The sequence below is a fragment of the Catenuloplanes sp. NPDC051500 genome (assembly GCF_044454585.1).
Taxonomy (GTDB): domain Bacteria; phylum Actinomycetota; class Actinomycetes; order Mycobacteriales; family Micromonosporaceae; genus Catenuloplanes.
The window spans coordinates 121,367-142,296 of the sequence record NZ_JBITDX010000019.1; the positions used below are offsets into that span (position 1 = coordinate 121,367).

At 71.2% G+C, this 20,930-nt stretch carries 17 protein-coding genes and 1 pseudogene; 2 read left to right on the plus strand and 16 right to left on the minus strand.

Annotated elements, in window-relative coordinates; genetic code table 11:
• Positions 1 to 472: 472 nt before the first annotated feature.
• Positions 473 to 1,147, plus strand: coding sequence for a maleylpyruvate isomerase N-terminal domain-containing protein (locus tag ACIA8K_RS31040; RefSeq protein WP_396065637.1), 675 nt, complete (start codon positions 473 to 475; stop codon positions 1,145 to 1,147).
• A gap of 100 nt (positions 1,148 to 1,247) precedes the next feature.
• On the opposite strand, the gene ACIA8K_RS31045 is transcribed toward ACIA8K_RS31040, so the two are convergent.
• Complete coding sequence (locus ACIA8K_RS31045; RefSeq protein ID WP_396065639.1) at positions 1,248 to 1,454, minus strand: DUF397 domain-containing protein; 207 nt, start codon at positions 1,452 to 1,454, stop codon at positions 1,248 to 1,250.
• A 390-nt stretch (positions 1,455 to 1,844) separates the two neighbouring features.
• Between ACIA8K_RS31045 and ACIA8K_RS31050 the strand changes: the two are divergent.
• Positions 1,845 to 2,081, plus strand: a pseudogene (locus tag ACIA8K_RS31050) (DUF6082 family protein); the annotation flags it as partial.
• Between the two features lie 168 nt (positions 2,082 to 2,249).
• On the opposite strand, the gene ACIA8K_RS31055 reads toward ACIA8K_RS31050, so the two are convergent.
• The 15 genes from ACIA8K_RS31055 to ACIA8K_RS31125 form a co-directional block, all read right to left on the minus strand.
• Complete coding sequence (locus tag ACIA8K_RS31055) at positions 2,250 to 4,844, minus strand: beta-L-arabinofuranosidase domain-containing protein (RefSeq protein ID WP_396065641.1); 2,595 nt, start codon at positions 4,842 to 4,844, stop codon at positions 2,250 to 2,252.
• Between the two features lie 31 nt (positions 4,845 to 4,875).
• Positions 4,876 to 6,273 (minus strand): aminopeptidase P family protein, encoded by a 1,398-nt coding sequence (locus ACIA8K_RS31060; protein WP_396065643.1) that lies wholly within the window; start codon positions 6,271 to 6,273, stop codon positions 4,876 to 4,878.
• Positions 6,270 to 7,544 (minus strand): alpha/beta fold hydrolase, encoded by a 1,275-nt coding sequence (locus ACIA8K_RS31065; RefSeq protein WP_396065645.1) that lies wholly within the window; start codon positions 7,542 to 7,544, stop codon positions 6,270 to 6,272. Before ACIA8K_RS31065 ends, ACIA8K_RS31060 begins: the two co-directional genes overlap by 4 nt.
• 31 nt (positions 7,545 to 7,575) lie before the next feature.
• Positions 7,576 to 8,427, minus strand: coding sequence for an ATP-binding cassette domain-containing protein (locus tag ACIA8K_RS31070; protein WP_396065647.1), 852 nt, complete (start codon positions 8,425 to 8,427; stop codon positions 7,576 to 7,578).
• Positions 8,411 to 9,229 (minus strand): ABC transporter ATP-binding protein, encoded by an 819-nt coding sequence (locus ACIA8K_RS31075; protein ID WP_396065649.1) that lies wholly within the window; start codon positions 9,227 to 9,229, stop codon positions 8,411 to 8,413. The genes ACIA8K_RS31070 and ACIA8K_RS31075 overlap by 17 nt, the downstream gene beginning before the upstream one ends.
• Positions 9,226 to 10,215: an ABC transporter permease gene (locus ACIA8K_RS31080; RefSeq protein WP_396065651.1), complete on the minus strand. Its 990-nt coding sequence runs from the start codon at positions 10,213 to 10,215 to the stop codon at positions 9,226 to 9,228. The genes ACIA8K_RS31075 and ACIA8K_RS31080 overlap by 4 nt, the downstream gene beginning before the upstream one ends.
• Positions 10,212 to 11,183: an ABC transporter permease gene (locus ACIA8K_RS31085; RefSeq protein ID WP_396065653.1), complete on the minus strand. Its 972-nt coding sequence runs from the start codon at positions 11,181 to 11,183 to the stop codon at positions 10,212 to 10,214. The genes ACIA8K_RS31080 and ACIA8K_RS31085 overlap by 4 nt, the downstream gene beginning before the upstream one ends.
• Before the next feature lie 2 nt (positions 11,184 to 11,185).
• On the minus strand, positions 11,186 to 12,880 hold the full coding sequence (locus tag ACIA8K_RS31090) for an ABC transporter substrate-binding protein (protein WP_396065655.1): 1,695 nt from the start codon (positions 12,878 to 12,880) through the stop codon (positions 11,186 to 11,188).
• Between the two features lie 292 nt (positions 12,881 to 13,172).
• A complete protein-coding gene (locus ACIA8K_RS31095; protein ID WP_396065657.1) occupies positions 13,173 to 13,841 on the minus strand; it encodes a GntR family transcriptional regulator in 669 nt (222 codons plus the stop codon).
• 359 nt (positions 13,842 to 14,200) lie between these two features.
• Positions 14,201 to 15,586: an aldehyde dehydrogenase (NADP(+)) gene (locus tag ACIA8K_RS31100; protein WP_396065659.1), complete on the minus strand. Its 1,386-nt coding sequence runs from the start codon at positions 15,584 to 15,586 to the stop codon at positions 14,201 to 14,203.
• A gap of 3 nt (positions 15,587 to 15,589) precedes the next feature.
• The gene (locus tag ACIA8K_RS31105) at positions 15,590 to 16,582 is read right to left on the minus strand and encodes a proline racemase family protein (protein WP_396065661.1); all 993 of its coding nucleotides are present in this window, start codon (positions 16,580 to 16,582) and stop codon (positions 15,590 to 15,592) included.
• On the minus strand, positions 16,583 to 17,506 hold the full coding sequence (locus tag ACIA8K_RS31110; protein ID WP_396065663.1) for a dihydrodipicolinate synthase family protein: 924 nt from the start codon (positions 17,504 to 17,506) through the stop codon (positions 16,583 to 16,585). It lies immediately after the preceding gene.
• Positions 17,503 to 19,239, minus strand: a complete 1,737-nt coding sequence (locus ACIA8K_RS31115; RefSeq protein WP_396065665.1) for an FAD-dependent oxidoreductase — start codon at positions 19,237 to 19,239, stop codon at positions 17,503 to 17,505. Before ACIA8K_RS31115 ends, ACIA8K_RS31110 begins: the two co-directional genes overlap by 4 nt.
• The gene (locus tag ACIA8K_RS31120; protein ID WP_396065667.1) at positions 19,236 to 19,670 is read right to left on the minus strand and encodes a (2Fe-2S)-binding protein; all 435 of its coding nucleotides are present in this window, start codon (positions 19,668 to 19,670) and stop codon (positions 19,236 to 19,238) included. Before ACIA8K_RS31120 ends, ACIA8K_RS31115 begins: the two co-directional genes overlap by 4 nt.
• Positions 19,667 to 20,848 (minus strand): NAD(P)/FAD-dependent oxidoreductase, encoded by a 1,182-nt coding sequence (locus tag ACIA8K_RS31125; RefSeq protein ID WP_396065669.1) that lies wholly within the window; start codon positions 20,846 to 20,848, stop codon positions 19,667 to 19,669. The genes ACIA8K_RS31120 and ACIA8K_RS31125 overlap by 4 nt, the downstream gene beginning before the upstream one ends.
• Positions 20,849 to 20,930: the final 82 nt, after the last annotated feature.

The following is a 20,930-nucleotide window of genomic DNA, read 5'->3' on the forward strand; positions in this document are numbered from 1 at the left end:
GTCGGGCGCGTAGCGCTCGCACCTGGACACTGACCGCCGATCTCCGCATGACGCGGGTCGTGAGCGCGGGCGGTGTCCTGATATATGCGGACCCGGGGTGACTCCGCGTTCATGCCCGGCCCTGAAACCTGCCGAGGTGCCACGACCGGCCCGCACACCTGCGGAACCCACGGCCTCGATGCCGGCCTTGCGCCCACCCAAGCCGCAACCGCCTCAACTCAAAGCCGCTGAGACGACGGCCGTGCTGCTCTCGCGCTCCGCACGCACGACGACACGCGGAAACGACTCACCGCGCCCCAGCCCTCTTCGATCGCGGGTCCCCAGACCGCCGCACGCGAATGGACATCAGAGTCGGAGCATGCGGGCCGGACCACCGCGGAGGTTGGAACGGCGGTTTGTCGTTGATCTGCCAGGTCTTCCGGGGGATCCGTGAGCCGGGACGATGCGGGCCGGACGCCCTAGAATCCTCGGTATGCGGGAGGCGGACGCGCTGCGGGCTGCGTATGACGGGGTGAGCGCGGCGATCGCGCCGCTGAGCCCGATGGAGTTGCTGGCGCCGACACGGTGTCACGGCTGGACCGTCGCGGACCTGGTGCACCACCTGACCGAGGATGCGCGGCGCGCGCTCGTCGCGCTGGCGACTCCGGCCGAGGCGCCCGCCACAAGCACGTTCGTGACCTACTGGTCATCGCGCCCGGAGCCGGCGCCGGACTGGGAGGGCGCCGAGCGGGCCGCCGCCGCCTCCGCCTGGGCGGGCCGACGCGCCGCCTCCGTGGCCCGCGAGCCCGGGCTGCTTGTGGAGTTGTGGCTCTCCACCTCCGTTGCCGCCGTGCACGCCGCGCTCGCCGCATCACCATCCGCGCTGGCCGGGACGCAGGGCCAGGTGCTGACCGTGCCCGATCTGCTGACCACGCTCGCCACCGAGGCCGTGATCCACCACCTGGACCTGCTGCTCGGCCTGCCGCCCGCCCCCGAGCCCGCCGTGTCCACCCTGGACGGCCTGCTCACGCTGCACGGCCTCGCCGCCCGCCCCGCCGACTGGGACATCGAGGACTACCTGCTCAAGGGCACCGGCCGTCTCGCCCTCTCCACCGCGGACCGCACCGCCCTGGGTCCGGCCGCCGGCTTCTTCCCACTCCTCGGCTAGCCGGGCCGGCTTCCGCAACCGGCAGCGGCGTGGAGTACGCGGCCTGCCGCAGATCGCCTCCCCGGGGGCACCGAGCCACCCCCGGGGTAGTGATCACCACCTACGCGCGGCCGTCGCCGAGGGAATCGGCTTTCAGCCCACCGACGAAGGCGGACCAGCCGGCGCTGGTGAATGCCAGCACAGGCCCTCGCGATTCCTGCGCGGAATCGCGAACCCCGACCCCGGACAATCCCAGGGCCCGCACTTCCACACATTGTTCCATTTGGCAGCGGGAAGCCTTGATCCAACGAGAATCGGTCAAAGTCATCACAGATCAGCTTTCTCTTGTCACATGACTCACCTAACGCGCCTCCCCAGGCTTGCATAGCACCGAATTGAGCGATCCGTGGATATTCGCTCGATTCACGGCCAGATTATCCGATTCCGGAGTATCCTAAGGGAAAGACTTCCCGGCACTGCCACCGGCGCCACACTTTCCGCCGAAAGCGTCAAATCATGGACGACAATTAATCGCGCCTTCCAATACGTTGAGTAATACATTGCCGCATTTGGGCGCTGATCCAAGCCACGGCATATTCGACCAACGCGACCAGGACATCTCCGACGCCCATTCCCGCCTGCTCACCCCTCTTCTCACGGATCCGCAGACCTTCGGCCCGGCCCTCAGCGACAAGGTGCAGCGGATGAGCCCGACCGAATACAAACGGGTGTTTTTGTCACGCTCGTGCTGCGCCTTGCGTTGTCCGGCTACGAAACAGGGCACACCAACGAGTATTCCTTACGCAACGAGACGTTCCACGGTCTCTTTCTGCGATCCGTGGGCCGCGATCACTGGCGTGAGTCGCGCACATTCTGGCTTTCCGCGTCACTCCCCCGGCATCGCCGCTTCGCCGAGATCGCGGACGAAAAGTATCGAGCCGCCATCAGCCGCGGCCCGGCGCTGCCCATGCCCCGGAGAAGCCGACCCCCGCGCGTCAGCCTGCGGCTTCCCGCCGGGCACCAGCGACCCTTGGCGCAACGGTGCGTCGCGACAAGGGTCGTTCAGGCGGAAACGCTGGAAAGGGAACCCCGCCCGGAGGCGCGGCAGGAAACTGCACGGGGCTCACGGGGCCGCGGGCAGCACCACCTGCTGGATCGGGGAGGTGTTGCCGGCGCGGTCGGTGGCGGTGAACTCAAGGAGTTGGGGGGTCGAGTGCAGCGCGCGGGTGAAGGGCTCCTGGTAGATGCCCCAGAAGGTCTCCGTGGTGCGCCACTGGATGCGGTCCACGCCTGATACGTCGTCGTCCGCGTGGAGCGTCACCTCGACGGTGTGGGCGCCGAGGTGGCGGACCGCCGCCCGCACCGACGGCGCTGCGGTGTCGACAGCGACCTCGCGGGCGGCGTGCACGACGCGGCCGCTGGGATCGGTGGCGGTGGCCCGGAGCGCGTGCCGCCCGTCGCCGAGCGACGCACCCGGGGTCACCCCGTCGAGCGAGACCGAGGCGACAGCGCCGTGTGTGACGGCGGAGACGGTCGGCGCGGTGGTGTACCAACCGGACGCGGCACGCTCGCCCACGACCTCGATCCGCACGACGGGTATCGGCTCGCCGGCGCCGACCGACTCGGACAGCGGCCAGGTCACGTCCTCGTCAGTGATCGTGACGGAACCGGTCGCCACGACCGTGCTGCGGCGCGGCGGCGCGCCGTCGATTGTGCTCGCGGCCGCGGCGGTCAGTACGGTCAGCACCTCGTGGCGGCTGAGCAGGCCGGCGAACGCGGCGCGTTTGGCGTTGCGGTGGGCGGCGCCGAGGAAGGCCTCGTGGGACGGGAAGCCGCCGGAGGCCCACAGGCCGGTCAGGAAGGACCAGTCGTTCGCGTCGTGGCGGTCGGGCACGCCGGTGGGGGCGCCGGGGAACGCGATGAGCGGGTCCGCGACGCGCAGGTACATGTGGTAGCGCCGGTCGCCGCCGGACCAGGCCGGCTCGAATTCGAGGCCGAGCGCGGAGACGACGTCGCCTGCGGCGGGCACCCCGAGGATCGTGCCATCGAGCCGCCGGTGGGCGGCGGGGGCCACCTCGAGCGTGGTGGTCGCGTCCGCGCGGGCCAGCAGCACTGTCGGGCCGTGTTCCAGGGAGACCAGCGCGGGGTCGTCCGGGGTGGGGACCAGGCGCAGCGGAAGCGGGAATTTGAGCGTGAGCGTGTCGCCGGGGCGCACCTCGCGCCGTACCCGCAGGAAGCCGTCGATCGCGTCGTGTGGTGCGCCGTCGAGGAGCACGCGGCGGCCGGGCACCCAGGACGGCACGCGAAGGCGCAGATCGACCGGGCCGGAGAGATCGAAATCAACTGCGACAAGGCCGTTTCGGGGGTACGCCGTGCGCAGCGTGACGGTCCCGCCGAGCGCCTCCCAGCGCAGCCGGGACGGCAGGTACTGCAGCACCCACAGCTCGCCCGGCTCCGGCGAGAACCATACCGACTCCTGGTGCTTGAGGTGGCTCTCCAGCCCGGTCCCGCCGCAGCAGGTGCCGACGTTGTCGTACTCGCGGACCGCGCCCGCGTCGACCGGGAACATGTAGAGCACCTCGGGGCTGACGTCCGAGGTCACGTCCGCCCGGGAGCCGACGATGTGGTTGAGCGAGGCCCGCTCGATGTAGTCCGCGTAGCGCGCGTCGTGGGTCTGCCCGAACAACCCCCGCGCGATCTTGAGCAGGTTGTAGGTCGCGCACGTCTCCGCGTTGCGCCGCCCGATGCCGCGGGCCACGTGCCCGGCCGGGCCCCACAGCTCGCCCTCGCCGGTTCCGCCGTGTGCGAACGTGCGCCCCGGCACGACCTGGCCGAACAGTGCGGTGACCGCGTCCAGGTAGCGCCGGTCGCCGGTGGCGTCGTACTGGCCGAGGTGCCCGGCCAGCATGGGAAGGTGCTGGTTCGCGTGCATGCCGTCAAGCACGTCGTGCCCGGCGGCGGCCGCGTCGAGCAGCTCGTCCATCTCGAACGCGGCGGCGGCCGCCAGGAAGCGCGGCTCGCCGGTGATCAGGTGCAGCGTGGTCAGGCTGTCGTTCATGCCGCCGAACTCGCCGGCGATGTAGAGCGACCACATCCGCTGCCGCTGTGCCGGCTCGACGGCGAGGATCCGGTTCGCGACCCAGTGTCCCATCGCGGTGACCACGTCGCAGGCGAGCGCGGAGCCGGTGAGCAGGTGCGCGTCGAGCAACCCCGCCATGATCTTGTGGCAGGTGTAGTAGGGCGCCCAGATCTCCCCGTACGGTGCCAGCTCCTCAAGCCGGGAGAACTGCCACTCGCCGTACGCGGCGAGGAATCCGGGGTGGCTGTACCGCCCGGTCGCGGCGAGCGCGGCCTGCACCTCGGCGAGTCCGGCCACCATCTCGTGCGCCTTGTCCCGGAAGACGTCGTCGCCTGTGGACGCGTACGCCAGCGACAGCATCGACAGGAAGTGACCGGCGTAGTGCCCGCGCAGCAGGCTCGCGGTCGGCGCCAGCCCGGCGCCCGGGTAGTCGGCCGCCGACCAGGGCCGTTCGTCCGGGTGACCGAAGTCCTCCCAGGTGCCGGGCGGCAGCGCGCCCCTGGTGTCGAGCCCGGCGTTCGCCCGGAAGACGGCGAGCGCCCGGTCGGCCGGGAAGACCCGGGCGAGGTGTAGCAGCTGGTCCCGGGTACGGGCGTGGACGCCGTCGTGCAGGTCCACATCAGACAGGGGGAAGAACACCGAACTCCTCTGTAAGGCGCGACAACGCTTCTCAGGACGCTTGGGCGGCAGACCAGCGCTCCAGGCCGGCCGCGTCGATGGGCAGCGCGCCGGAGAGCACGTCGTGGCCGGTGTCCGTGACGAGCAGGTCGTCCTCGATCCGGACGCCGATGCCGCGCAGCTCGGGCGGGAGGGTCTCGTCGTGGGCGTGGAAGTACAGGCCGGGCTCGACGGTGAGCACCATGCCGGGTGCCAGCGCCGCGCCGAGGTACTGCTCGTAGGGGGAGGCGGCGCAGTCGTGCACGTCGAGCCCGAGGTGGTGCCCGATGCCGCAGACGATGTAGCGGCGGTGCTGCTGCCCGGCCGGGGCGAGCGCCTCGTCGACCGAGACCGGCAGCAGTCCCCAGTCGTGCAGCCCGCGGGCAAGCACCTCGAGGCTGGCGAAGTGGAAGTCGGAGTAGAGCGCGCCGGGCTGCACGGCCGCGAGTCCCGCCCGGTGGGACGCCTCGACCAGGTCGTGGACCTGCCGCTGGGCGGGCGTGAATCCGCCGCCGACCGGGATCGTCCTGGTCACGTCCGCGGTGTAGAGCGAGCGCGCCTCCACGCCCATGTCGAGCAGCAGCGTCTCGCCCGGCTGGACCGGCCCGTCGCAGCGCACCCAGTGCAGGATCGGCGCGTGTTCGCCGGACCCGACGATGGTGCTGTACCCGGGCCCGTTGCCGAACGTGCGCGCGTGCCTGTCGAAGGTGCCCTGCAGCCAGCGTTCGCCGAGGCCCTCCCGGACCGCGCGCGGCACCTCGGCCGCGACCGCGGCGAAGCCGGTGACCGTGTGGTCGATCGCCTCGCGGAGCTGCGCGATCTCCCACTCGTCCTTGATCATGCGCAGCGCGGAGAGCGCCCGGTTCAGTTCCTCGGACGCGCCCGCGACGTGCGCGGTGGCAGGCGTGCCGAAGCCTGCGGCGTTCAGCACGGGCAGGCCGAGCGCGGCCGACCAGGCGTCCAGGCCCGCGGACGGGCCGATCCACAGTTCGCCGTGCGCGGCGCTTGCGAAGAAGTCACGCTCGCCGGGCCGGGCGGGCGGCGGCAGGTACAGCACCGCGTCGTGGCCGCCGGGGCGCGGCGTCATCACCAGGTAGCCCCCCTCGGCCTGGCAGGACGTGGCCCAGACGAAGTCGCTGCCGGCCCGGAAGCCGTAGTCCGCGTCGCCGTTGCGCCGGGCCGCCTGCCCGGCGCCGATGACAAGGGTCTTTCCGGGGAGCGCCGCGCTGAGCCGGTCCCGGTGCGCGGCGGCGGCGTGGGCGGCCGCCGGGTCGGCCGGGGCCGGGACCGTGCGCTCGCCCCAGCCCCGCGCGATGCCGGCCAGGAATCCCGGGCTGTCCTCAGTGAGCCTCGGCGGCCTGGTACCGGCGTAGAGCGGCCTGGACCCTTCGGAACGGGGCGGCTGGGTCATCGGCGTTCTCCTCCTCGGTCGCGGACCATCTCGCGCAGGCGGCTGAACGTCCGCCCGCTGCCGATGCCGTCGTGCTCGAACTCGTTGGTGATCCACGCGCTGGAGTTGCCGAGTCTGGACAGCGTCGACCGCTGCAGCCCTTCGTCGACGAACAGGTCGTCGTGGTAGACGACAGCGGCCAGCGGGACCTCGTTCGCCGCCAGCCGGTCCGGGTCGTAGAGCGGCGTCCATTCCTTCACTGCCGCGAGCTGCTCCATCGCGGGTGCGAACGCGCGCAGTGCCCGTACCTCCTCGAACAGCCACGGGAATGCCATCTCGGACGTGAACAGCAGCGGCCGCCGGTCCTCGGCGAACTCCGGGCGCAGGTCCCGTTCGCGCTGCGCGGACCAGCGGAACGGCCCGTTCGCACCGTCGCCGTAGATCGTCTCCTGAAGCGCCCAGAACAGCGGGTTCGTCGCGTTCGACGTCTTGACGAGCACGCTCTCCAGGAAGCCGTTCGTGAACCGGCCGTCCCGGGTGAACGCCTCCGAGACGAGCCAGTGCAGCCGCAGGTGGCCGGGGCCGAAGCCGAGGTCGCCGCCGAGCGTCTGGAACCGGCGGACGGACAGCGGTGACCCGTCGGGGAGCACGACGCCGCCGCCGGCCAGCCGGTCCGCGATCGCGCCGGCGGTGGCCACGTCCTGCGGGTAGCGGGCGTAGAAGTCCGCGGTCTTCGCGGCCGCCCGGTCGAACGTGCGCCGGTAGACCTCGTCCGGGTCGGCGGGCAGCCCGGGGATGCCGCCGCAGACGTAGCAGGCGGTGAGCGACTCGGGCGCGGTGGACAGGTAGCTGAGCGTGATCCACCCGCCGAAGCTCTGCGCGAGCGTGGCCCAGCTCCGGTCGTCGTAGCGGGTGCGCCGCACGTGCTCCAGGTCCCGGACGATCGAGTCGGCCCGGAAGCGAAGCAGGTACTCGCCCGGGTTCGGGACGCCGTCGATGACCGCGCCGTCGATCGGGGAGCTGCGCCCGGTGCCGCGCTGGTCGACAAGGACCACGCGGTAGTAGGGCAGCGCCTCGGCCAGCCAGCCGTCGATGCCGGTGGGGCGCGGGTTCGCGCCGCCGGGACCGCCCTGGAGGTACGTGAGCAGCGGCATCGGGTGGTGGCGGCGCTCCGGGTCGACCAGGTCGCGGACGAACAGCTCGATCGTGCCCGCGGCCGGGTCGTCCCAGTCCAGCGGCACGTCGACGGTGAACTCGCGGACCCAGGCGCCGGGAATCGCGTACTCGATCATGCCGGACTCCCCGCCGTGTTCACGGGCTCGTTCATCGGACCGCCTCCTCAGCACGGGCCGCCGCGTTCCGCAGGCGTGCGGCCTCCCACTCAGGATTGATCCTGGGTACGGCCGCCAGCAGGCGCTTGGTGTACTCGTGTCGCGGTTCGCCGAAGACGCTGTCCCGGTCGCCCGTCTCCACTATCGTGCCGTCGGTCATCACCGCGACGCTCGTGGCGATCTGCCGGACCACGGCCAGGTCGTGCGCGATGAACAGGCAGCCGAAGCCCTCCTCGCGCTGCAGCTCGCGCAGCAGGTTGATGATCTGCGCCTGCACGGAGACGTCGAGCGCGGAGACCGCCTCGTCGCAGACGAGCACGCGCGGGCCGACAGCGAGCGCGCGGGCTATCCCGATCCGCTGCGCCTGCCCGCCGGAGAACTGCGCCGGGTAACGGTCGACATGCGCGGGGTCGAGCCCGACGCGCTCCAGCAGCTGTTGCGCGACCTTACGCGTACCCCCGGGAAGGTCTCGTTTCTGATAGCGCAGCGGCGCGGTGACGATCCGCTCGACTGTGTGCCGCGGGTTGAGCGACGAGAACGGGTCCTGGAACACGACCTGGATCTGCCGGCGGACGTCACGCAGCGCACTGCCGTGACGTGCGGTGATGTCCTCGCCGTCCAGGTACACCGTGCCGGACGTGACGTCGATCAGTCGCGCGGCCAGCCGGGCGGCTGTGGATTTGCCGGATCCGGATTCGCCGACGAGCGCGAGCGTCTCGCCCGCGTGCAGGTCGAACGAGACCCGGTCGACAGCGGTGAAGCGCTTGGCCGGTGTGAAGAGGCCCTGGGTGCCCGCGACCGCGAACTCCTTGACCAGGTCGCGCGCGCTAAGCAGAGGGATCATGGAGCGCCCCGATCTCGTCGTCGATGCGCGGGACCGCGTCGAGAAGCGCGCGGGTGTAGGCGTGCCGTGGGTCGGAGAAGACCTGCGCGGCCGTGCCGGACTCGACGACCTCGCCGTGCCGCATGACAAGCAGGTGGTCCGCGACCTCGCTGACCACCGCGAGGTCGTGGGTGATCAGGATCAGCGCGGCCCCGGTGTCCCGGCGCACCTCGGCGAGCAGTTCCAGGATCTGCGCCTGCACCGTGACGTCGAGCGCGGTGGTCGGCTCGTCCGCGATGATCAGTTCGGGCTCGGTGCTGAGCGCCATCGCGATCATGACGCGCTGCCGCATGCCGCCGGAGAACTGGTGCGGGTAGTCGTCGACCCGCCGCGCCGCGTCCCTGATGTGCACGCGTTCCATCGCCTCGATCGCGACGGCTCGCGCGGCCTTGCGGCTCACGCCGGTGCGGTGCGCGCGGTAGGCCTCGGCGATCTGCGTGCCGACCGTGTAGTACGGGTTCAGCGAGGAGAGCGGGTCCTGGAAGATCATCGCGATCTTGTCGCCGCGCATCGCCCGCATGCGGCGTTCCGGCAGCCCGGTGAGTTCGGTGCCGTCGAAGACGATGCTGCCGGTGCGGGTGGCACCGGCCGGGAGCAGCCCCATGATCGCCAGGCTGGTCATCGACTTACCGGAGCCGCTCTCCCCCACGATGCCGAGCGCACCGCCGCGCGGAAGATCAAAGTCAAGGCCGTCCACCACGGGTACGTCCCGATTTATCGCCTTAAAGGAGACGCTGAGCTGGCGTACCGTCAGAAGGCTCATGAGGCTCTCACCCGTGGGTCGATCGCGGAGTAGAGCAGGTCGACGACCATGTTGCCGACCACCACGAAGAACGCGGCGAGCAACGTGACCGCCATGATCACCGGCTGGTCGTTCTTGGTGATCGAGTCCGCCGCCAGCTTGCCGACCCCGTTGATGCCGAACACGGTCTCGGTGATCAGCGCGCCGCCCAGCAGCCCGGCGAAGTCCATCCCGGCGATGGTGACCACGGGCGTGAGCGCGGGCCGCAACGCATGCCGCCGCCAGACGAGCGAGGGCTGGAGGCCCTTCGCCTTCGCGGTCCGGACAAAGTTCTCGCCGAGCGTGTCGATGACGTTCGCCCTGGTCAGCCGGGTGTAGGACGAGGCGTAGCCGATGGCGAGCACGGCCCACGGCAGGATGAAGTTCGCGAACCACTGCCCGGGGTCGTCCGCGAACGGCACGGCCTGCGGAAACGGCAGCCACTGCAGCTGCACCACGAACACGTACTGCAGCGCCAGCGCGAGCACGTAGTTCGGGATCGACATGCCGCCGAGCGTGAGCGCCGCGATGAAGTGGTCAGCAAATTTTCCCTCCCGGACCGCGCTGACCAGGCCGCCGATCACGCCGGCGGTCAGCCAGAGCACTGCCGCGCCGATCGCGACGACGGCGGTGACCGGCAGCCGCTGCACGATCATGTCGGTGACGATCTGCGAGGACTGGAACGAGTAGCCGAGGCACGGCGCCGGGCACTCGATGATCGAGGTGCCGCCGCCGTACTGCCGCCCGGTGAACAGCCCGCCAAGGAAGCCGAGGAACTGGGTGAGGAACGGCGCGTCGAGCCCCAGGTTCGCCCGGATCTGGTCGATCCGCTCCGGCGTGCAGTTCTTGCCGCAGATCTGCACCGCGGGGTCGGGCGAGAGCGCGAAGAACACGACGTAGGTGAACAGGCACACCAGGAACAGGACCAGGATCATCCCACCCAGCCGGTGTACGACGTAGCGCGTCACAGCAGGCCTCCCGGGTCCACCGCCGCGCGGACACGGTCGCCGAGCACCATGAACGCGAGCACAAGCAGGGCCAGGAACGTGCCCGGCACGAGGAAGTAGGTGGGGACGACCGAGTACCAGCTCACCGAGGCGGCGATCATCTGTCCCCAGGACGGGTTCGGCGGGACCAGGCCGACGCCGAGGAAGGAGAGCCCGGCCTCGGTGCCGATGTAGCCCGGAACCGCCATGGTCACCATGACCAGGATCGTGGAGCGCAGGTTCGGCAGGATCTCCACGAAGACGATCTGCGCGCGGGACGCCCCCGAAGCGCGGGCGGCCTCGACGAACTCACGCTGCTTGAGCGACATGGTCTGCGCCCGGACCAGCCTGGCGAGATAGGGCCAGCCGAACACCGAGATCACCACGACAAGCAGATACTGCCGGTTGTCCGCCGGGAGCGCGGAGAGCACCGCGATCATGAAGATCAGCGCGGGGAACGCCATCAGGAACTCCATCACCCGCGAGACCACCATGTCGGTACGGCCGCCGAAGTAGCCGGCCAGCAGCCCGAACACCACGCCGAGCACAGTGGTGAGAAGCGTGGCCGCGAACGCGATGAGCATCGACGACCGGGCGCCGTAGACGATGCGGGCGAAGATGTCCCGCCCGCTGCCCGGCTCCACGCCGAGCCAGTGCTCGCCGGAGATGCCGCCCCAGCCGCGTCCCCCGCCGGTCAGCGGAATGCCGCCCAGGTCGGGGTCGATCGCGCTCTGGTCGAACTCGTAGGGGCTCCAGCCGCTGACCTTCACGATGAGCGGCGCGCACACCGCCATCAGGATGATCAGGCCGATGTAGGCCAGGCAGGCCACGGCCGCCGGGTCACGCGCGATCATGCGCGCCGGATGTCTGCGCGGGTCCGGCGGGGTGACGGCGGCGCCCTGCTCGGACGCCGCCGCCGACACCTGCAACCCGGTGGGTGCGATGGTCACCGTCAGCCCTTCGACGGGTCCTCGAGGCCCAGGATGGCGTAGTCGATCTCGCCCTGCGGAGCGACGATGCCTGCCACGTTCTCACCCGGGAGGAAGATGCGGTTCTCCACATTGAGCGGCACGATCGGCGCCAGCTCCATGATCTTCTTGTCCAGCGCGCCCCACTCGGTGTTCGCCGCGTCCAGGTCGGTGAGCGCGCGGATCCGGTCGATGTCCGCGTTCACCGCCGGGTCGTTGATCTGGGCGAGGTTCTGGTTGCCCTTCTCGGTGATCACCCGGCCGTCGAAGAGCGGCGGCAGGAACGTGGAGGCGCTGGAGGACCAGTCCGGGCACCAGCCGGTGATCGCGGCGTCGTGCTGCTGGGACGGCGTGCCGATCGTCTCGTAGTAGGTGGAGACGTCGATGACGTTCAGCTTGACGTCGATCTTGACGCGCTGGAGCGCCTGCTGGATCGCCTCGGCCTGCCGCTGCGCCACCGCGTTCGACCTGACGTCGAGCGTCAGCGTGAAGCCGCCGGCCTGGCCCGCCTCGGTGAGCAGCGCCGTCGCCTTGGCCACGTCGCCGGTGTTGTCCGGGCTCGGGTAGAGGTTGTACTCCGCGTACCCGGCCACGCTTGTCGGGATGATCGTGGTGGCGACCGTGGCGAACTGGTTGCCACCCGTCGCGTTCAGCACCGAGCTCTTGTCCACCGCGTAGTTGATCGCCTGCCGCACCCGTACGTCGCCAAGCGGGCCCTTCGTGCTGTTCAGCGACATGTAGGTGGTGCAGGTGGACGGCGCCTTCAGCACCCGGTCCTTGAACCGCGGGTCCTGCAGGCGCGCGATCGTCGCGGTCTGCACCGTCCCGGCGATCGCGTTCACGTCGGCGCCCTGGCCGGCGATCAGGCGCTCGTCGATTGTGGCGCCCTCGACGCCGATGGTGAACGTCCAGCCGTCCGGCAGCGCGGTGCGCACGGGGTCGGTGGACGCGTCCCAGTTCGGGTTGCGCTTCAGCGCGATGGTGCTGCCCGGCGTGAACGAGGCCAGGTCGTACGGCCCGGAGGCGACGATGTCGTTGATGAACTCGGACCCGCCGCCGGTGCCGACCGGGAACGGCACCGCGCTCGGCATCGACAGCACCGCGTCGAACTCCGGGAACGGCGCCTTCAGCGTGAAGACGATGGTCTGGTCGTCAGGCGTGGCGATCGTGGGCAGCTCACCGGAGCGGTACGGCCCCTGGTAGCCCTCCGGCGCGGCCACGAACTGCTTCAGGTAGGGCGCGCCGATGCCGATCTCCGGGTCCCACCCGCGGCTGATGCCGAACTTGACGTCCTTCGACGTGATCGGCGCGCCGTTGTCGAACTTCACCCCGGGCTTCAGCTTGTACGTCCAGGTCAGCCCGTCCGCGGACACCTCGCCGAGGCCCTGCGCCAGGTCCGGGACCATCGCGTTCGGGTCGGCGGCGTTTGACGGCGCCTTGGTGATCAGCGTGCGGTAGACCAGCCGGTAGAACGCGTTGACGCCACCGTCGAAGCCGCGGGCCGGGTCTAGGTACGAGAAGTCGGCGGCCTGCAGCACCTGCACCGTGCCGCCCTTCCGCGGCGTGCCGTCGCCGTTTCCGCTCGAGTCGGACGAGCCGCCGCCACCGCTGCACGCCTGCACGGCGAGCATCGTGGCCATCAGCCCGGCGAGAACCGCCGGGGTGCGAGGTTGTGGCATGTGAGGGGTCCTGCCTTCCGGGTACGCGCGGGCCGCACACGGTTCGATCCGTGGATGGGAAGGCGGGCCCTGCGCTGAACGACTCCGTGAGGGGGCAACGCTGATGTATGCGGGGCTTCGAAGGCCCGGTCACGATCTGTCAGCCGCGTCGGGGTGACCCCGGTCGCTAGGGAGGACAGTAGTATGTCACACAGCGCAGGTGAAGAGCTGGCGAGCAACTATTTACACCCCGGAGACACAGAAGCGCCCGCCTGACCTCAGGCGGGCGCGGTGCGTGACGAAGGGGTGCCGGTCAGTCCTCGGCGCGGCCGTTCCACCAGCCCAGCACATGCCCGATGTGCGCCCTGAGCAGCGTCTCCGCGCCCCGGCCGTCGCGCGCCTCGAGCAGGTCCACGAGGCTGTGGTGCTCGGCCGCGGACCGGGCCAGCTCGGCCGTGCCGACCATGTCGGCAAGCCCCACCATCCGGGTCTGCTGCCGCAGATCCTTCACGATCTCGATGAGCCGGCGGTTGCCGTGCAGTTCAAGCAGCCGCAGGTGAAATGCCATGTCGGTGGCCAGGTACTCGGCCAGATCGCCGCCGGCGGCCGCGTCCACGATGGTCTGGGCCAGCACCCGCAGCTCGGCCGCGGTCCCCGGCTGCAGCGTGCGCGCGATGTCCCGCATCGGCGGGCCCTCCAGGTCCTGCCGGATCCGGACGATCTCCCACAGGTCCTGCTCACTGACGTCGGTGATCCGGAAACCCTTGTTCCGCACCGCATCGACGAAGCCGCGTTTCTGCAGGTTGAGCATTGCCTCGCGGACCGGCGTGGCGGAGACGCCGAACCGGAGGGCGAGCGTGGGCGCGGTGACGAGCGTGCCGGGCGCCAACTCGCCGGAGACGATCGCGGCCGCGACCGCGTCCTCGACGGTGCCGCGCAGGCTCGCCCCGACGGCCACCGGGCCGATGACCGATGAGCTCACCTGGGTACCTCCCGCGTCTGATGTGGGTCCGACAATACAATGTCACATCGTGCCGGCCGAAGCGCCTTCGACGCGACGCGGCGCCTTCGACGCGACCCGGCGCCTTCCAACGCGGCCCGGCGCCTTCCGGCGTCTTCACCGCCCGGCGTCACCCGGCGTCGTGAGCGTCACCCGGCATCGTGAGCGTCACCCGGCATCGTGAGCGCCGCCCAGCATCGTGAGCGCCGCCCAGCATCGTGAGCGTCACCCAGCATCGTGAGCGTCACCCAGCATCGTGGGCGTCACCCAGCATCGTGGGCGCCGCCCGGCGTCGTGGGCGCCGCCCAGCGTTGTCCGGCCGGCACGAGTATGACAAGGCGTCAGCGGAGTTCCGGCGGCAGGACTGATGCGGGCGCGCCCTGGAACGTCACCGGCCGCTGCCACCTGGTGATCGCGGCCAGGCCGACCGAGGTCGAGGTCGGCGCCGTGGTGGACGGCCACGGACCGCCGTGATGCTGCGCGCCGGACACTGTCACGCCGGTCGGCCACGCGTTGTAGACCACCCGCCCGACCCGGTCCGCCAGCTCCGGCACCACGCGCGCGGCCACCGGGTCCGGGTCCGTGCTGTGCGCCTGCACCGTGCCGGTGAGCTGCCCGGGAACCAGCCGGACCACCTCCTCCAGCTCGTCCTCGGAGCCGTAGCCGACCACCAGGCCGGCCGGCCCGAACATCTCGATGTCGAGCGCCTCCGGATCGGCCACGATGTCGCGCGCCGTGGAACGAAGCACTGTCGCCCGTACCCCCTGGTCATTGGGGTCGCCTGTGACGGCTTCTCGCACGCCGTCGCGCGCACCGACCTCGGCGACCTTGCCCGCGAACCCCTTCTCCATCGACTCGGAGAGCATGCGGCCCGGGACCGGCAGCGCGACCGCGGCCACGAACGCGTCGGCGTCCGGGACCAGGATGACGCCCGGATTCGTGCAGAACTGGCCCGCGCCGAGCGTCAGCGACTCCACCCACTCGCGCGCGATCGCGTCACCCCGCTCGGCCCAGCCCGCGGGCGTGACTACGACCGGGTTCGTGCTGCCCAGCTCGCCGTAGAACGGGATCGGGTCGGGCCGCCCGGCCGCGATGTCGAAGAGCACGCGCCCGCCGGCCGTCGACCCGGTGAACCCGGCCGCCCTGATCCGCGGATCCCGGAGCGCGGTGAGCGACTCCTCCACCCCCTCCAGCAGGCCGAACGTGCCGTCGGGGGCGCCTGCGGCGCTCAAGGCGGCCACCACGACCTCGGCGGTACGACGGGAGAGGCGCGGATGCCCGGGGTGCGCCTTAAGCACGACCGGACAGCCGGCGGCCAGCGCGGACACCGTGTCACCGCCGAACACGCTGAACGCGAACGGGAAGTTGCTTGCCGCGAAGACGAGCACCGGCCCGATCGGCAGCACGGTGCGGCGCAGCTCGGGACGCGGGCCCATGCCCCACGCCGGGTCGGCCGGGTCGATCCGGGTCGGGATCAGCTCGCCGCTGCGCAGCCCCTCGGCGAACAGCCGCGCCTGGAACGTGGTCCGGCCGAGTTCGCCGGTCAGGCGCGCGTTCGGCAGGTGCGTCTCCTCCTGCGCCAGTGCGACCAGGTCGTCCTTTGCCGTGTCGAGCGCGTCCGCGACCGCGTCGAGCCACTCCGCGCGTACCCCCGGCGTGGTGTTCCTGATCTTGGGCCTTGCCGCGTCGGCGGCGGCGAGCAGCTGCTCCACGTCAGTCACCTGCATCTCCTAAAACTCGAATCCGGCCGGGTACGGGTCCGTCGGGTCCAGCACGTACTGGCCGAAACCGGTGATCCAGGCCCGCCCGGTGATCGTCGGCAGCACCGCCCGCACGCCGCCGACCTCTGTCTCCCCGATAAGTCTGCCGGTGAACCGGCTGCCGATGAACGACTCGTTGACGAAGTCCTGGTGCAGCGGCAGCTCACCGCGCGCATGCAGCTCCGCCATCCGGGCCGACGTGCCGGTGCCGCACGGCGACCTGTCGAACCAGCCGGGGTGGATCGCCATCGCATGCCGGGAGAGCCGCGCGTCCGAGCCGGGCGCGATGAACTCCACGTGGTGGCAGTGGTCGACGCCGTCGATTGTCGGGTGCTTCGGCGGGTTCTGCGTGTTGATCGCGTCCATGATCTTCAGGCCGTCATTCAAAATCTCCTGCTGGTACGCCCGGTCGAAGGGTCTGGTGAGGTCGACCATGGCATAGAAGTTGCCGCCGAACGCGAGGCTGTAGGACACCGGGCCGAGGCCCGGCACCTCAATGACCTCGTCCAGACGCTCGCAATAGGACGGCACGTTCTCGAGCGTGACGTGCTCGGCGCGGCCGTCCTTCACCGCGACGAGCGCCGTGACCAGGCCGGCCGGGGTGTCGAGCCGGATCGTGGTGACCGGCTCGACCACCTCGACCATGCCGGTCTCGACGAGCACAGTGGCCACGCCGATCGTGCCGTGCCCGCACATCGGCAGGCAGCCGGAGACCTCGATGTAGAGCACGCCGAAGTCGGCATCAGGCCTGGTCGGCGGCTGCAGGATCGCACCGCTCATCGCGGCGTGCCCACGCGGCTCGTTGACCAGGAGCTTCCTGATGTGGTCCAGGTGCGCGACGAAGTGCAGGCGGCGCTCGTTCATCGTCGCGCCCGGGATCACGCCGATGCCGCCGGTGATCACCCGGGTCGGCATGCCCTCGGTGTGCGAGTCGACCGCCTGGAACATCCGCGATGCCCTCATCTACCTACCTCGGTACTCTTCGAGGCCCTTGATCGCGCGGGCCATGTCCGCGCGCACCTGGGCTTCGTGCGCCGGGGTGAGCGGGCCGCGCGGCGGGCGGCACGGGCCACCGTACCGGCCGACCTGCTCCATGCTCAGCTTGATCGCCTGGACGAACTCGACACGCGAGTCCCAGCGGAACACGGCCACCAGGTGCTTGTACAGCTCACGGGCCTCGGGGACCTTCCCGGCGATCATCAGGTCGTAGATCTCGACCGACTCGGCCGGGAACGCGTTCGGGAAGCCCGCGAACCAGCCGACCGCGCCGTCCACCATCAGCTCGAACAGCACGTCGTCCGCGCCCGCGACCACGTCGATGTCACACAGTTCCTTGATCTCGAAGAGCCTGCGGACGTCGCCGCTGAACTCCTTGATCGCGGAGACGTTCGGCAGCTGGGCGATCTCGGCGACAAGGCTCGGCACCAGGTCGACCTTGGTGTCGATCGGGTTGTTGTAGATCATGATCGGCAGGCCGACCTCGTTGATCTTGCTAAAGTGCTCGACGACCTGGGAGTCACTCGCCCGGTACATGGTCGGCGGCAGCGCCAGCACGCCGTCCGCGCCGTCCTCCGCCGCCAGTTCCGCCCAGTGCTTCGCCTGGTGCCAGCCCGGCCCGTGCACGCCCGCGACGACCACACCCCGCCCGGCCACCGCCTCCACCGCGACCTGCACCACCTTCCGGCGCTCGTCGTCGGTGAGCGCCGAGTACTCGCCGAGCGAGCCGTTCGGCCCGACGCCCCGGCAGCCGTTGCTGACCAGCCAGTCACAGTGCGCGGCGAACCTGTCGTAGTCCACCTCGAGCCCGGCCGGCGCGGCCGGATTCTCCTTGAAGGGCAGCGCGGTCGCGACGATGACCCCGCGAAGGTCGATCGGTGCGGAACTCATGAAAGGTCCTCCTGGGTGCTTGTGGCATTTCCGGCGACGCTGCCGTCGATGTCGATGAGCCCGGCCAGTTCTCCGAGCCGGATGGGAACGGCGATGGGACGGTGGGCGGTGCGGCCGGGGTCGAGCAGCCCGGCGCTGGTCAAGTCCACCTGGCGCGGCCCTGACCGGCCCGCCTCGGCCTGGCCGGGCGCGGCCTGACCCGGCTCGCCCTGACTCGGTGCGATCTTGCCCGGCGCGGTCTGGCCGGTCGCGATCTGACCCGACGCGGCTAGATCCGAGGCGGCCTGAGCCGGCCCGATCTGACCCGGCCCGATCTGACCCGACGCGGTCTGGCCAGGCGCGGTCTGGCTTGGCTCGGCGTGGCTGGGGAAGCTCGGTCCGGCGGGTGCCCGGCTCGCCTGGGCGGAGAGCCGGGTGTGCGCAGCGGCCGAGAGGATCTCCTCGACCGCGCGGCCACAGGTGCGGCCCTGGCAGATGCCGAGCCCGGCGCGGGTGGTGAGCTTCAGGGAGCGCAGGCCGCGCGACTCGGTCAGACCGCCGACCCGGCGCAGGTCACCAGCGGTGACATCCTCACAGCGGCAGACGGTCGTCGTGTCGTCCAGCCAGTCCTGCCAGCCGGGACCGATGCCGTGCGCCGACGCCAGCCGCCCGGCGAACTCCCGGAACACCCGCCGCGCCTTCGCCGCCCCCGGTGGTGGGTTGCCGCCCGCCGCGACCGCACCCGCGATCTCGCCCTCGGCCAGCGCCAGGTCGACACCGCCGATGCCGGTCAGCTCGCCCGCGGTGAGCACTCCGCGCACCGAGCTGCGCTGACAGTCGTCGACGACAACCACGCCGTCCGGGCCGGTGACGCAGCCGGCGGCCACGGCCAGTTCGCTGCGGGGCACGAAGCCGTGGCTGACACAGACCGCGTCCACCTCGATCCGGCGTCCGGTGCCGGGTTTCGGAGTCCAGTCCGGGTCGAGGCCGGCGACGGTGACGGACTCGACCCGGCCGGCGCCGTGCGCGGCGACAACTGCCGCGCCGGTCCGATAGGGAATGCGGTTGACAGCCAGATCACGGGCATATCCGCCCAGCTCGGCGGCCTTGGCACGCGCGGACAGCAGTCGCCAGGGCTTCGCACCCCAGCCGGCGCCGAGCTGCCGCACGCCGGAGGCCTCGACCACACCGACAACCGTCGCGCCGGTACGGATCAGGCTGCTGACCACAGGCAACAGGAACGGGCCCGCGCCGGCCACGAGCACGCGACGGCCGACCGCGACCCGCTCCCCCTTCGCCAAGGCCTGCGCGGCGCCCGCGGTGAAGACGCCGGGCAGGTCCCAGCCGGGGAACGGCAGCGTGCGCTCGTGCGCGCCGGTCGCCAGCACCAACACCTTCGGGTCAAACGTGCGCGCCGGGCGCCCGGCACCGTCCGCCTCGCCGACGACCACGTGGACGAGCGGTGGCGCGTCGTCACGTCGGTCGGCCGACCAGACGTGCCCGTTGAGCAGGATCTCGCAGCCGTCGTCGTTGCGCAGCGCGGCGCGCATGCCGAGGAACGTCTGCCAGCCGTGGTGCAGCAGCTCCTCACGCTCGCCGGCGCGCTCCGCGGGCAGGTGCCGCCAGTACTGACCGCCGAGATCGTCCGAGGCCTCGACCAGCACCACGCGGACACCCCGGCGGCGTGCGGCAAGCGCGGCTGCCATCCCGGCCGGTCCGCCACCGACCACCAGAACCGGAACGCTCTCCGTCATCGCCCATCCCCCGCACTGGCCCGCTCGCCACGCTCGCCACGCCCGTCACGATCGCCACGGCTGTCGAGAGCGGCGCGGCGGTCACGACCGTCCCCGTCGCGAGCAGCGTGGCCCTCGCGAGCGGCGGAGTCGTCCTGGAGGTCGATCACGTCGCCGTCCGTTGCGCGCCGCTGGCAGGCGCGCACGTCGGGGAGGCCGTTCACCACAAGCAGGCAGTCGAAACACACTCCGATGCCGCAGAAGACGCCGCGTGGACGCCCACTGCGTGGGCTCACACGCCAGGAGACGCGACCGGAGGCCAGCAGCATGCCGGCGATCGTCTGGCCCGCCCGGCCGGTCACTGCCTCGCCGTCCACGGTCACCGTGATCGTGCCGCTGTCCGCGGGCGCGGCCGGGTCGTGGGCGGCGGTGAGCCCGTACGGTCCGGTCATGCGGTGGCCCCTTCCAGGTGCGGCAGCAGCGTCGGACGGTCGGGCCGGAACTCGCCGGCCGCGCCCCCCTCAAGCAATTGATCATGCAGAAGGTCCGCCGTGGCCAGGCTCAACCCGATGCCCGCGCCCTCATGGCCGGTCGCGTGCCACAGCCCTGGCTGGCGCGGGTCCTCGCCGATCACCGGCAGGTGGTCCGGGACGAACGGGCGGAAGCCGCCGTAGGCGCGCATCACCTGCACGTCCGCGAGGAACGGGAAGAGGAGCAGCGCCTTGGCGGCGAGCGCGGCAAGCACCCGGGCCTCGATCCGGTCGTCGAAGCCGCGGCGTTCGCGGGAGGAGCCGATCAGCACGGTGCCGGCCGCGGTGGACTCGACCACGCTCGAGACCATCAGGTCTGCCGCGCCGGAGCCGACCGCGCCGACGTAGTCCGCGTCGTAGACCTTGTGGAACACGCGCTGCCGCATCCGGGATGTGACAAGCACGGTGCCGCGCCGCGGCCGGACCGGCAGTGTCACGCCGAAGCGCGCGGCCACCTCACCTGACCACGGCCCGGCCGCGATCACCACCGCGTCGGCCGGGAGTGTGCCCGCGCTGGTGCGTACCCCCGTGATCGTCTGGTGTGCGAGAACCGGGCCGAGGATCTCGACGCCCTGCCGCACGCGCGCGCCGTGCCGGCGGGCGGCCGCGAGCAGCGCCTCCGTCGCGATCACGGGCTGCACCTGCGCGTCCTGCGGGTAGAAGACGGCGGCGGTCAGGTCTCGGGTGAGGTCCGGCTCCAGCTCGTGCGCGCGGCGGTCGTCGACCACCTCGGCGGTCACGCCGGCCGTGCGCTGCGTGGCGGCGAAGTCAAGCAGCGCGGCCGCGCCCGCGTCAGTTGTCGCGGCGACCAGGCCGCCCTTCTGCTCGAACTCGAGATCCGGGAATCCGGAGGGCAGTTCGTCCCGCAGTTCCTCGCGCACCCGGGCCCAGGCGGCAAGCGAGCGCTGGGTGAGCCGCAGCTCCGCGCCGGGCCCCTTGTCCGAGACCAGGATGTTGCCCTCGCCGGCGGAGGACGTGCCGCCCGCGCTCGCCCCGCGGTCGACGACGACCACGTCGCAGCCGGAGCGGGCCAGCACGCGCGCGGTCGCGGCGCCGACGATGCCGGCTCCGACGATGACGACCTTCAGACGATGGGACACGACAGTAATATGTCACATGCTTCAGCCAAGCTGAACAGCTTTCCCAGAGAGAAAGTGCCACGACCAAGACCTTGACACCACG